The following is a 12334-nucleotide window of genomic DNA, read 5'->3' as shown; positions in this document are numbered from 1 at the left end:
CGCGGTGGTGCGGACAAGTGCTCCCGCAATCAGAACCCCAGTTCAGACAGGCCCGGATGACCATCCGGCCGTCGCCCCAGCGGCCAACGCAACAGGCGTTCCGCTTCGGCGATGGGCTGTTCATTGATGCTGGCAAAGCGCTGTTCCATCAGGCCATCGGCATCGAACTGCCAGTTTTCATTGCCATGGGCGCGATACCAGTTCCCGCTATCGTCATGGTATTCATACAGGAAGCGGACTGCGATACGGTTTCCGGCGTGCGCCCAGACCTGCTTGATCAGCCGGTAGTCCAGTTCGCGTGCCCATTTGCGGGCCAGCAGGGCCTCGATTTCGGCGCGGCCATTCACGAATTCGGCGCGGTTGCGCCAGCGACTGGCGGGCGTGTAGGCGAGCGCCACGCGAGCGGGATCGCGGCTGTTCCAGGCGTCCTCGGCCGCCCGCGCCTTTTGTGCGGCGGTTTCGTCGGTGAAGGGCGGAAGCGGGGGGCGGCTCATGGCTCAAACCTTTCAAGTTGCTGGCGCAGACGGGCGTTGTCGGCTTCGAGGTGGGTTATACGAGCGCGCTGTTCCGCGACCTGACTTGCGATGTCGGCCGCATTCAGCTTCTGCGGGATATGCTGGGGGCAATTGATGTCCCATGCAGCGACGGTGAACAAGATCACCTGCTCGGGCCGAGCGGGGTAATCTTCAGGCATCAACTGGTCGATCAGCACGGCGTCCCCGGCAACCACGCGCGCCTTACCCCACAGCTTGATGCGGCGGCGATGCGCGTAGTCCATCAGAAACAGGAAGGCCTTGTCGTTCTCGGCCAGATTGCCGGTCGTCACATACTGACGATTGCCGACGTAATCGACAAAGCCCAGGGTTTGCCCGTCCACCCGCTTGATGAAGCCCTTCGGCCCCCCGCGATGCTGGGCATAGGGCTGGCCCATGCTGTTGGTGGTGGCCAGATAGGCCGTGTCGATATCGGCCAGAAACGCGATCAGATCAGCGGTCATGGCGGTGCGAAAACCCCCGCGCTGTTCGATCCGGGCATAGTTGCCGCGCGAACCGCGTTCGGTCTGGATGGCCTTCACCGTGGGCGAGAAGGCAATATCGCTGGTGTGATGCATGGCACTGCTCCGTGGCTGTGGTGGTGACAGCGGCACCTATTTCCCGGCGTCGAAGGTTCCGGCCTTCACCGCGATCGGCTTGGCCGTGGGGTAGAACTGCACGAAGGTGGTCTCGGTCGCGCCGTGGTCTTGGTGGCAGGAATAGCATGCCGCTGTGCCGGGGATGGCCGGTGCGGGCTGTTCGTCTCCGTGAACGAAGAACGCCCACCCGCCCTTGAAGCGCCGGGTGTCCTTCACATGGACCTCAAGGCCTAAGCGCTGCCCGGACTGGAACGTGCCCGACTTGTTGATTGACCCGGTGTGCGCGCCCATGCGGGGCTCCTTCACCAGGACGGTGCCCTCGGGCCATTGACCGGTCTGCTTGAACGCCCGCCATGATGCCGGATCGACAAAGACGTTGTCGACCATGTCATGGTCCATTCCCATGGCATCATCGCTGTAGTTCATGTTCACGCCCGAGGTCAGGAACACCCACTCGCGGTAATCTGCCGGGAAGATGAGTTCGCCCTTGGCGGTGTATTGGGCAGCGGATGAGCCCCTTGAGCGGGAATACGCGGTGCCGCTGGGGGCCAAAATGCTTAGGGTCAGCATGCTGAGCGCCGCCGCCAAGGCAGCTTTTGATCGAACGGTCATGAAAGACTTTCCCTGTGCTCCGGGGTGAGAGGCGGCAGGCGCCGGGCAAGCCGCGGCGCCTGCCGGGATGCCGATCAGGCTGCTACGCGGGCAGTAACAACCGGGAAGTCGATCTCGGTCTGGAACACGTTGTTGAAGGTGTTGGTCCAGATGTTCAGCGCAACATGCTGGACAATCTCGATGATCTGGGCGTCGGTGTAGCCGGCCAGCTTCACCGCGGCGAAATCGGCATCGGCGATGTGGCCGCGGCTGTGTGCCACGATTGCGGCAAAGCGCACGGCGGCATCGGCCTTGGGGTCGTTGGAGGCACCGTTGCGATTGGCGGTGATTTCCGCGTCATCCAGCCGGGCAAGGTTCTTGCCCATGAAGGTATGCGCCGAGAGGCAGTAGTCGCAGCCGTTGATCTGCGCCACGGCGAGCGCAATGCGTTCCCGCGTGGCAGCGGGCAACGCCCCCTTTGCCAGCGCCCCGGACATGCCGAGATAGCCTTCGAGCGCCTGCGGGCTGGTGGCCACCAGGCGGAACAGGTTGGGCACCGATCCGATCTGCTTGCCCACGGCCTCGAGCAGGGGCTGTGCAGCTTGGGGAGCATCGGCGACGGTGGCTGGCTGGGGAATGCGCGGCATGGTGGTTTCCTTCGATGGGGCAGCCGTTGTTGGCTGGTGTGTCTCGTTTACTGACCATCACATTCAGAGAGTATCTGTGCATTGAGCAATGCAACCTTCCGGTTTATGGAAGGGTCATGGATCGCTTCGAAGCCATGCGCACGCTGGTTGCTGCTGTTGATGCGGGCAGCCTGTCGGCTGCCTCGCGCAGGCTGGGGGTGCCATTGCCCACTGTCAGTCGCAGGGTCTCAGATCTGGAAAGCCACTTGCGGGCACAACTGCTGGTGCGCACCAGTCGCAAGCTGTTGCTCACCGAAGTGGGCAAGGCTTATGTCGCCACGTGCCGCCAGATCCTTGTCGAACTGGACGATGCGGAAAGGCTGGCGACCGGCGAATACCGGACTCCGCGCGGCGAACTGGCGATCACCGCGCCCGTGATGTTCGGCCAGATGCACGTGGAGCCGGTCGTGCTCGGCTTCCTGCAGGCCTATCCCGAGATCAGCATCAGGCTGACTCTGGCCGACTATTTCATCGATCTCACCGAGAACCGCATCGACGTCGCGCTGCGGATCGGTGACTTGCCGGATAGCGGACTGGTCGTCCGGCGTCTGGGCGCGGTGCGCTGGATCACCTGCGCCAGCCCCGCCTATCTGGCGGCGCGCGCTGCACCGCAGACACCGAACGATCTGGCTGACCACGACTGCCTCGGATTCGAGCGGACCCATGCCGACAGCCTGTGGCCGTTCGTGGTGGCAGGCGCACCAAGCAACATCCCCATCCGCCCGCGCCTTTCAGCCAACACCGCGCGCGCGGTCATCGATGCGGCGCTAGCCGGGGCCGGGATCGCTCGCGTGCTCTCCTATCAGGTCGCGCGCGACATTGCCGAAGGACGGCTTGTCGAGGTGCTGGGATCGTACCAGAATGAGGCCCTCCCGGTGCATCTGGTCCACAGCGGGCAGCCGATGCTGCCGCTGAAACTCCGCGCCTTCCTCGATTTCGCGGCGCCGCGCCTGAAAGACCGGCTGCCCCCAGCCGCTTGATCGAGGTCTGGTTGTAAGACATTCGGGCCCGTTGTTTGATTGGCAGGCTGCACGTGATCCTTGCGCGACAGGTTTCGCGGCGTTGCGGCCTGGACGAACCGACACGTCCCCACGGCCCATGACCGCCCCAAAGAACAGCCGCCAATCAGGACCGGCTCACCCAAAGCATTATAGCGCCGCCACTTGCGTATCAGGTATCCCCCGGTAGAGGTTCAATCCGGAACGGATGGAAGAATTGGGAAGCACGGTGGAAGCGGTCCGGGAGTGTGATGAGGCGTCCATCCTGCTGGTGGACGACGAGGAAGATATCCTGCCCGAATATCAGGATTTTCTGGAACTCCATGGTTTGGCGTCGCTCACCTGCGCCGACCCGGAACGGGCTGTCGAGATTGCTCTGGCCCAGCCAAGCATCAAGGTGGTGGTCACCGATCTGAGAATGGCAAAGCTGGATGGGGCCAGCCTGATCCAGTTGCTTCGCGCCACGTTGCCCGCAGCGCGGCATATCGAGTTCCTGATCCTCACGGGGGACGCCACCTCGCGGACCAGAGGCGGCGTAGAGAACGTTCCGGTATTCATGAAGCCGGTCGACACCGATGCGCTCGTTGGCGCGATCCGGACTGCCCTGGCTGCAAATCCATGACGACTGCGGGAACAGAAGGTCGGGCTCGCATCGTTGCTGCCGACCTGTGGCCTGCCATTGTCCTCGGCGCTGCAGGCTACTTGCTCAACCTGCTGGAGTTGCAACTCGGCTGGGGTTTGCACTTCATGTTCGGGAATGCGCTGGTCTTCGCATTCGTTCGGGTATTGCGGCCACAATACGTGGTTCTGGCCAGCTCGATCTCGAGCCTGCGCAGCATCTTTCTGTGGAACCATCCCTGGGCCTGGCTGATCTGGACGCTGGAAGCCGGTCTTGTTGCCGCCTCCGCCCGCAAGACATCACCCGTGCGCAGCGATGTCATCTTCTGGATCCTCATCGGCACGCCGCTGCTGATCCTGAGCTATGGTTTGTGGATGGGCATGGACCGCCCTTCCCTGTTGCTGGTCATCGCGAAGCAGGCGACCAACGGCGTGCTGAACGTGGTCATTGGAGAGATCGTCTACCTCAGCTTGATCAGCCTGCAGTGGCCGCGCAGAGCGATGCATTGGCCAAGAATCTCGATCCAGAGCGTGGTGATGACCTGCCTGCTCGCGATCATTCTGATACCGACCGTGGTCTACCTTCGCATCGATGCGCCGGCCCGAGAGCAAGCGGCCAGACAGACCGTTGGCGATACCCTGCAGATCCGGTTGCAGATCGCCAAGGCCACGATCGACATGTGGACGACATCGCGCAGCCTTGCGCTTTCGATCTTCGCGAGAGCGCAGCAAGGCGGCGACGCAGGCGACCGTGCAGCCGTTTTGCCCCCTGAGCTCTCACGCGAATTCAGCGGCATCCGCTTCGCCGAGCGGACCGGAACCGGCCAACCGGGCGCTACCCCGCCGACGAGCGCCGCCGCTTCGCGCCTTGTTGCCCTGCCCGGATCCGGCACCGATCCGCAGTTCATCCTGATTGTGCCATCCCGGCGCGATGATCGCGCCATCGACATCGTCGCCACGATCCGCCCCGGTGTTCTTCAGGGCATCATACCGGCACCGGACAGCAATTTCCCGGTTGGCACCTTCTTGGTGAGCCCGGCATCACGGATCATCCCGATCACTCAAACCGCACCGACGCTCGCTGCCGAAGTCCTGAAGCTGCGCCCCGAGGCATGGGCTGGAGCAGATCGATCGGCGGTGCTGCTGAGCGACAGGAATTATGGCAATTCGCTGATGAGTGACTTGCGCGATGCGCGGATCGCCCGCTCTTCGCGTCTCGATGCCCTCACGGATTGGCAGGTCGTCACGATTGCCAATCTTTCGCCGGAAGTGCTCAAGGCGCGTAAAGGGCAACTCCAGCTGTTTACCGCGCTGTGCGGCTTCGTGGCGCTGATCACCGCACTGGGTTCGCTGCTGGGCGTGCGGATCGCGCGCTCATTGCGGCAACTGGCGCATTCGGCGGCCGATCTGGCTGAACTTGGCACCAGACGCGACAAGATCGACAGCCTCGTGATCAGTGAGCTGGATGACATCTCGGGCATGATTGCATCGGCTGGCTCAAGCGTGCTGCGCGAGCATGGGGCCTTGCTGAACTATCAGCGCCGGCTGAACAGCATTGCGCGGCACGCGCCCATCGCGGTCTATGCTCTGGAAATCAGGAACAGGCAGAAGAGCGAACTCGTCTACATCAGCGAAACCATCGAAGCCTTGCTAGGATACACCAGAGCGGAAATCGCGCAGGATGGATGGTGGAGCCACGCCGTCCATCCCGAAGATTATGAGCGCGCCCTCGCCGCGTTCAGCGATCTGCAGCCGGGACGCGTGGTGCAAACCGAGTACAAGCTGCGCCACAAGCGTGGCCATTACATCTGGATCGACGATACGCTTGCCGTCGAAGTCAGGCCGGAAACCGGAGATGCCGAGGGGATCGGCGTGCTGGTCGACATCTCCGAGCGCAAGACGGCAGCGGAGCAATTGTTGCAGGCAGACAAGATGGCAAGTCTGGGCAGGATGATCGCCGGGACGGCCCACGAACTCAATCAGCCGCTCAATTTCATCAAGATGGCGACCTCCAACCTGCGGGAGCATGCCCGCAGGGGCCAACTCGATCCCGAACGCTTCACCGCGAAGCTGGAGACTATTCTTGATCATGTGGCGCGGGCCTCGGCGATCATCCTGCAGATGCGGATATTCGGACGCACCCCCAGTGAAGCACCAGCCCCGATGGACATCATGGAGGCCATCGACACGGTGCTGGTCATGGCCGCCCCCCAGCTGGAACTTGATGGCACGCGGATCGATGTTTCCAGCTGTGTCGCCGGGGTGAAGGTGGCAGCCCTTCCCATCCAGCTTGAGCAGGTTCTGCTGAACCTGATGCTCAATGCGAACGATGCCATTCGCACCAGACGCGAACGCGCTGAGGCGCACGAGGGGCTGATCCGGATCAGCATCGAGCGCGAGGGCCTGCAGGGCATGATCAGCATCGAGGACAACGGCACAGGCCTTTCACCAGAGGTTCTGCCGATGATTTTCGAGCCATTCTTCACGACCAAACCACCCAAGGACGGCACCGGCCTTGGCCTACCTATCAGCTACGGCATCATTCGCGATCTGGGCGGCACGATCCGGGCCGAAAATACGGACAGCGGCGCCCGCTTCATCATCACCTTGCCTACGGCAGAGTGACCCTGCTGGCGTCCTGAGTGGCTTCACGGTCGTCGGGCGCAATCGGCAGGCGCTCCAGCAGATACCCTTCCTGCGGCAAGGCCTTGATCCAGATCCCATCGGAAAGCTTGCGGCGCAAGTTCGACATGGTGACGCGCAGGCTGATTGGTGAGACCGGTCCCGCGATGCACCGCAAGCGCTGCACGGGCACGCACCGCCCCGGCCTTTCGAGCAGACATTCGATGAGGCGCTTCTCCCGGTCGATACAGACAACGTCATCGAAGCCGGCGCGCAGCATCGCCGCCCAGCTTCAGTTCGGCAGATTGGCAAACTTCGCGGGGCCAGCCGCGCAGCCGCTCGGAATCGCGATTGCCGACGCACACCAGCCGGACCTTGCTTGATAGACCCCTAACCACAGGCAAGCGCGGCCTTTGCACCAAAGCTTGGACTGGCCCGGCTCGATTCCTCCCGAATTCCCCCAGAATCCGGCGTATTCTCCTCGTTCAAGGCTGGACGCCGGGCTCTTGCCAAGCTAACCGGCCCGTCCAACCGTTGGAGAATTGGGATCATGAATACTGCTGAACTCGCCGAAGCCGTTGCTGCCAGCGCGGGCCTCACCAAGGCCGATGCCAAGAAGCTGGTCGACACCGTGTTCGCGGCGATCGCCGATGCGGCTGCCAAGGGCGAAGAAGTTTCCCTGAGCGCCTTCGGGAAGTTCAAGGTCAAGGAAAGCCCGGCCCGCGAAGGCCGCAACCCCTCGACCGGTGCCACCATCCAGATCGCCGCTTCGCGCAAGCTGACCTTTGCTGCCGCCAAGTCGGTCAAGGACAAGCTGAACGGCTAATCGCTTCATCTGCGCTCGTCCGGGCGCAGGCTGATGCCGGAACGGCACGCGGAGGCATCCCTTCCGCGTGCCGTTCGCGTTTCTGGCACCGCGTTGTTTGGGCCGTTCACGTTTTTCAGGGAGAGGCACCCGGTGGGCTTCGATGATCTCATGCGCCGCTATTTCGGCACGGCGGACCTTGGCGGGCTTTCCCCCGCCGAACTCGCCGCCGGTTCCGAACGCCTCTCGGTCGATTTCGGGCTGGAGAAGGACTCCGCCCGCCGCTTCGCGCTCTGGGCGCTGATGCATATCCTCGGCACCGCGCCCGATCTTGATGTGGCGTTCAAGGATCCCGCCGAGCGGAATGCCGCGCGCGATTTCATGGACCTGTTTGCCGGAATGGCCGATCCTCCGCAATAAACAGAGGTGCGCCGCGCCGCGCCGCATGATCAAACCGGCGCGATCAGCCAAAGGACCCTGCCCCATGACCGACCTCATCCTCGTCGACATCGCCGAAGGCGTCGCGACCGTCACGCTCAACCGGCCCGAGGCCATGAACGCGCTGTCCAAGGCCCTGCGCGCCCGGCTGGCCGAGGTGATGACCGCGCTCGATGCCGATGACGATGTGCGCGCTGTCGTCCTCACCGGCGCGGGACCGCGCGCCTTCACCGCCGGGCTCGATCTCAAGGAACTCGGCTCGACCGAAGGCGCACTGGGCGCGGCCAATGCCGAGGGCGCTGCGGAGAATCCAGTCAAGGCGATCGAGATCTGCCGCAAGCCGGTCGTCGGCGCGATCAATGGCGTCGCCATCACTGGCGGCTTTGAAGTCGCGCTTGCCTGCGATGTGCTGATCGCTTCCACCCATGCGCGTTTTGCCGATACGCACGCCCGCGTCGGCGTCTATCCGGGCTGGGGCCTCTCGCAAAAGCTCTCGCGCCTGATCGGCATCAGCCGCGCCAAGGAGCTTTCGTTCACCGGCAATTTCCTCGATGCCGCAACGGCTGAGGCGTGGGGGCTCGTCAACCGGGTGGTCGAACCCGAAGCCCTGCTGCCCACCGCGCAAGCCCTGGCGCGCGACATGGCCTCGATCGACCCGACGTTCCTGCGCAACTACAAGGCGCTGATCGACGAAGGCTATGCCCTGCCCTTCGGCGAGGGCATGGCGCTCGAAGCCAGCCGCTCGTCTGCCGCCAATTCTGCCGTGCGCCCCGAGGAAGTCGAGGCGCGCCGCCTTGCCGTGCAGGCGCGCGGCCGCAGCCAGTAGCCTTTGGCCCTCCCCCCTTCAGGGGAGAGGAGTGGGAGAGGTGTTCACACCGCGACTGCCAGTTCGGTTGCCTGCAGGATCGCGCGCTTGGCATCGAGTTCGGCCGCTTCGAAAGCCCCGCCGATCAACTGCGGCGAAAGGCCGCGCGCGACCAGCTCGTCGTAAAGCCCGCGCGCCGGTTCCTGCCCGGCGCAGACGATCACGGTATCGACATCGAGCAGGCGCGGTTCGCCCTCGATGCTGATGTGCAGGCCGTCGTCGTCGATGCGGTGATATTCCACTCCGCCGAGCATCTGCACGCCGCGCCGCTGCAGGGTGATGCGGTGCGTCCAGCCGGTGGTGCGGCCAAGGCCCTTGCCCACTGCGCTTGCCTTGCGCTGGAGCAGCCAGACCTCGCGCCCGCTGGAGGCGACTTCGGGCACCACCCCGGTCACGCCGCCGCGCGGGTGGTTCTTGAAATCGATGCCCCATTCCTTGGCGAACACATCGATATCGAGCGAGCCGGGCGTGCCGACATGGGTGATCAGTTCGGCCACATCGAAACCGATACCGCCCGCGCCCATGATCGCCACCTTCTGGCCGACTTCGGCCTTGCCGGTGATCACATCGACATAGCGCACCGCCTTGGGGTGATCGATGCCGTCGATCTCCGGCTTGCGCGGCGTGATGCCGGTGGCAATCACGATCTCGTCAAACCCGCCCGCCGCCAGCATGTCGGCATTCACGCGCGTGGCGAGCTTGAGCTCGATGCCGTTCACTTCGATCATGCGCCCGAAGTAGCGGATCGTCTCGTCGAACTCTTCCTTGCCGGGGATCTTGCGCGCGAGGTTGAACTGCCCGCCGATCTCGTTGGCCGCATCGAACAGCGTCACCTTGTGCCCGCGCCCGCTGGCGATGGTGGCATAGGCAAGGCCCGCCGGCCCCGCGCCGACGACGGCGATGCGCCGCGCCGTGGCGGCAGGCTCCACCGTGATCTCGGTCTCACGGCAGGCGCGCGCGTTGACGAGGCAGCTGGTGAGCTGGCCGGTGAAGGTGTGATCGAGGCAGGCCTGATTGCAGGCGATGCACGTGTTGATCTCGTCCTCGCGGCCTTCCCATGCCTTCTTCACAAGGTCCGGATCGGCCAGCATCGGCCGCGCCATCGAGATGAGATCGGCGTCCCCGCGCGCAAGCACTTCCTCCGCCACATGCGGCATGTTGATGCGGTTGCTGGTGATGAGCGGGATCGAAACCGCCTCGCGCAAGCGGCCCGTCACCCCGGCAAAAGCCGCGCGCGGGACCATCGTGGCGATGGTCGGCACCTGGCTTTCGTGCCAGCAGAAGTGCGTGCTGATCACGTCCGCACCAGCGGCTTCGAGCGCCTTGGCGAGGCTTGTGACTTCCTCCCATGCGAGGCCGCCTTCCAGCATGTCCATCGCGGAAATGCGGAAGATCAGCATCTTGTCGTCGCCCAGCGCGGCGCGCGCGCGCTTCACCACTTCGACCGCAAAGCGCATGCGGTTTTCCCACGATCCGCCCCAGCGGTCGGTGCGCTGGTTGGTCTTTTCGACGAGGAAGGTGGAAATCAGATAGCCGGCCGAGCCGATGATCTCGACCCCGTCGTAGCCCGCCTCTGCCGCCAGCTTCGCGCAATTGGCGAAGGCGGCGATCTGTTCCTCGATGCCGGCCTCGTCCAGTTCCACCGGCGCATTGCGCGCAAGGCGCGAGCGCACCGGCGAAGGGCCGACAGGTTCGCGCACATTGGCCATCGAACCGGAATGCAGGATCTGCATGCAGATCTTCACCTCGGGGTCTGCTGCATGGACGGCATCGGTCACCGTGCGGTGCAGCGGCACTTCCGATGGCTCGCTGAGCTTCGCGCCGCGCCCGCCGCTTTCGTGCGGGGTGATGCCGCCGGTGATGATCATGCCCACGCCGCCCTTCACGCGCTCGACGAAGTAGGCCGAAAGCCGCTCTGCCGCATTGGGCACATCTTCCAGACCCGAATGCATCGAGCCCATGATGATGCGGTTCTTGAGCCGGTGCCCACGGATGGTGAGGGGCGAGAACACGCGCGGGTATTTGGGGTGCGTCATCGTCGGGTTTCCGTTCAATCTGGAATATAGTTGGGCGCGCGCTTTTCGAGGAAGGCGCGCATGCCTTCGGCGAAATTGGGGCTGGCGGCGGTCATCAGTTGGTTGCGGTTCTCGATCGCCATGGCCGCTTCAAGGCTGGGCGCATCGACCGCGAGGTTCAGCCCTTCCTTGGTCATGCGCAGTCCCTTGGGCGAGGCGGCGAGCAGTTCGGCGGCATAGCCCTCGCCCACCGCTTCCAGCTGGTCATCGGGCACGACTTCGCTGACAAGGCCCGTCGCCAGCGCGCGCGGGGCGTGGATGAAGCGACCGGTGAGCATCAGTTCCGAAGCGACAGAAGTGCCGACGAGGCGCGGCAGGAAATAGCTGACGCCCATGTCGCACGAGGAGAGGCCGAGCTTGATGAAAGCGGCGTTCATCTTCGCGCTCTCACCCGCCACGCGGATGTCTGCCGCCAGCGCAAAGGCGAAGCCGCCGCCGCAAGCCGCGCCCTGCACCAGCGCGACGATGGGCTGCGGGCAGCGCCGCATCTTCACGTAGACGTCGGCCAGATGGCCCTGAAAGCCATAACCGCCGCCGAACGGATCGGGGGCATTCGCGGATTGCCGGTCCTTGATATCGAGCCCCGCGCAGAACGCGCGGCCCGCGCCGCGCATCACCACCACGCGCGTCTCGCGGTCGTTATAGAGCGCGCCGAAATAGGCGCTGAGTTCGTCCACCATCTCCAGCGAGATGGCGTTGAGCTGGTCCGGCCGGTTGAGCGTCAGCCAGTCAGCCGCGCCGCGCTTTTCCACCGTGATCGTTCGCCAGGTCATGCCCCGCTCCCCCAAAGCGCCTCTGCGGGCGCGCCCTGCATTTCTTTCACGAGAGGCCGCGCTGCAAACCTGCCCATATTGACAGCATCGCTCATGTCCCGATGCCCCCGATCAGCAGGTCCGCCACGCGGGCGGCATAAGCCGTGATGGCGTCCTCGCGCATGGTTTCCCCCGGACCGATGCGCCCGGCATGGGTTTCCATCGCCGAAAGCAGCATGTCGGAAGCGAGCGCAGGGCTGACGCCCTCGCGCAGTTCGCCGCGCGTGCGGCCCCGGCGCAGGATCGCGATGGCCTGCTCGGTCAAGGCCCCCAGCACCGGACCGATCCGCGCGGCAAGCTCCGGATGCCCGGCCAGATCGCGCCGCATGTGCCGCGCCACCCCGCCGCCCGTCTCCAGATAGCGCGTGAGCACCAGCGAGCCGAACGCGGTGAGATCGCCGCGCAGGCTCCCGGTGTCGATCCTGGCCACGTCCTGCCAGCGCTCCTCGACCATCGCGCAGAGCAGGTCTTCCCCGCTCGTCCAGCGCGCATAGAGTGTCGATTTCCCGATCCCCGCCGCGCGCGCCACGGCATCGAGGCTGAAGCCGGCCCAGCCGCCTGCGCCATAGACTTGCGCCGCAGCGGCCAGAATGCGCGCTTCCACGTCCGGATTGCGCGGACGACCGCGCGGACGGCCTTGGGGCCTTGCTGGCGCAAGATCGGCGGAAGGGCGTTGCATGACGCTCTTGTAT

Annotated in this window: 14 protein-coding genes; 6 read left to right on the top strand and 8 right to left on the bottom strand. The window is 64.5% G+C overall.

Going from position 1 to position 12334, the window contains the following annotated elements; translation table 11 throughout:
- Window positions 1–29: 29 nt before the first annotated feature.
- The 4 genes from CFE35_RS19915 to CFE35_RS19900 all read right to left on the bottom strand — a co-directional run bounded on the left by CFE35_RS19915 (window position 30) and on the right by CFE35_RS19900 (window position 2370).
- The gene (locus tag CFE35_RS19915) at window positions 30–494 is read right to left on the bottom strand and encodes a nuclear transport factor 2 family protein (protein ID WP_292933303.1); all 465 of its coding nucleotides are present in this window, start codon (window positions 492–494) and stop codon (window positions 30–32) included.
- Window positions 491–1111, bottom strand: a complete 621-nt coding sequence (locus tag CFE35_RS19910) for a pyridoxamine 5'-phosphate oxidase family protein (RefSeq protein WP_292933301.1) — start codon at window positions 1109–1111, stop codon at window positions 491–493. The genes CFE35_RS19915 and CFE35_RS19910 overlap by 4 nt, the downstream gene beginning before the upstream one ends.
- 36 nt (window positions 1112–1147) lie before the next feature.
- On the bottom strand, window positions 1148–1744 hold the full coding sequence (locus CFE35_RS19905) for a cytochrome P460 family protein (RefSeq protein ID WP_292933299.1): 597 nt from the start codon (window positions 1742–1744) through the stop codon (window positions 1148–1150).
- A gap of 74 nt (window positions 1745–1818) precedes the next feature.
- On the bottom strand, window positions 1819–2370 hold the full coding sequence (locus CFE35_RS19900) for a carboxymuconolactone decarboxylase family protein (protein WP_292933297.1): 552 nt from the start codon (window positions 2368–2370) through the stop codon (window positions 1819–1821).
- A gap of 116 nt (window positions 2371–2486) precedes the next feature.
- Here CFE35_RS19900 and CFE35_RS19895 point away from each other — a divergent pair, with 116 nt between their 5' ends.
- The 3 genes from CFE35_RS19895 (at window position 2487) to CFE35_RS19885 (ending at window position 6650) form a co-directional block, all read left to right on the top strand.
- Window positions 2487–3389, top strand: coding sequence for a LysR family transcriptional regulator (locus CFE35_RS19895; RefSeq protein ID WP_292933295.1), 903 nt, complete (start codon window positions 2487–2489; stop codon window positions 3387–3389).
- 226 nt (window positions 3390–3615) lie between these two features.
- Complete coding sequence (locus tag CFE35_RS19890) at window positions 3616–4029, top strand: response regulator (protein WP_292933293.1); 414 nt, start codon at window positions 3616–3618, stop codon at window positions 4027–4029.
- Window positions 4026–6650, top strand: coding sequence for an ATP-binding protein (locus tag CFE35_RS19885; RefSeq protein ID WP_292933291.1), 2625 nt, complete (start codon window positions 4026–4028; stop codon window positions 6648–6650). The genes CFE35_RS19890 and CFE35_RS19885 overlap by 4 nt, the downstream gene beginning before the upstream one ends.
- Here the strand turns inward: CFE35_RS19885 and CFE35_RS19880 are convergent.
- Window positions 6637–6927, bottom strand: coding sequence for a helix-turn-helix domain-containing protein (locus CFE35_RS19880; protein ID WP_292933289.1), 291 nt, complete (start codon window positions 6925–6927; stop codon window positions 6637–6639). The genes CFE35_RS19885 and CFE35_RS19880 overlap by 14 nt on opposite strands.
- A gap of 270 nt (window positions 6928–7197) precedes the next feature.
- Here CFE35_RS19880 and CFE35_RS19875 point away from each other — a divergent pair, with 270 nt between their 5' ends.
- The 3 genes from CFE35_RS19875 to CFE35_RS19865 all read left to right on the top strand — a co-directional run bounded on the left by CFE35_RS19875 (window position 7198) and on the right by CFE35_RS19865 (window position 8716).
- Window positions 7198–7473 (top strand): HU family DNA-binding protein, encoded by a 276-nt coding sequence (locus tag CFE35_RS19875; protein WP_067905954.1) that lies wholly within the window; start codon window positions 7198–7200, stop codon window positions 7471–7473.
- A gap of 132 nt (window positions 7474–7605) precedes the next feature.
- A complete protein-coding gene (locus CFE35_RS19870; RefSeq protein ID WP_292933286.1) occupies window positions 7606–7872 on the top strand; it encodes a hypothetical protein in 267 nt (88 codons plus the stop codon).
- Window positions 7873–7936: 64 nt separating this feature from the next.
- Window positions 7937–8716, top strand: a complete 780-nt coding sequence (locus CFE35_RS19865; RefSeq protein WP_292933284.1) for an enoyl-CoA hydratase — start codon at window positions 7937–7939, stop codon at window positions 8714–8716.
- A 44-nt stretch (window positions 8717–8760) separates the two neighbouring features.
- Here CFE35_RS19865 and CFE35_RS19860 read toward each other — a convergent pair whose 3' ends face one another.
- The 3 genes from CFE35_RS19860 to CFE35_RS19850 form a co-directional block, all read right to left on the bottom strand.
- Complete coding sequence (locus tag CFE35_RS19860; RefSeq protein ID WP_292933282.1) at window positions 8761–10791, bottom strand: NADPH-dependent 2,4-dienoyl-CoA reductase; 2031 nt, start codon at window positions 10789–10791, stop codon at window positions 8761–8763.
- Between the two features lie 14 nt (window positions 10792–10805).
- Window positions 10806–11603, bottom strand: a complete 798-nt coding sequence (locus tag CFE35_RS19855) for an enoyl-CoA hydratase/isomerase family protein (RefSeq protein ID WP_292933280.1) — start codon at window positions 11601–11603, stop codon at window positions 10806–10808.
- Between the two features lie 91 nt (window positions 11604–11694).
- Window positions 11695–12321, bottom strand: coding sequence for a TetR/AcrR family transcriptional regulator (locus tag CFE35_RS19850; protein WP_292933278.1), 627 nt, complete (start codon window positions 12319–12321; stop codon window positions 11695–11697).
- Window positions 12322–12334: the final 13 nt, after the last annotated feature.

The organism is Novosphingobium sp. PASSN1 (genome assembly GCF_002278815.1).
Note: the sequence above shows the minus strand (reverse complement) of the source record. Positions and strands in the feature narration are given on the sequence as shown.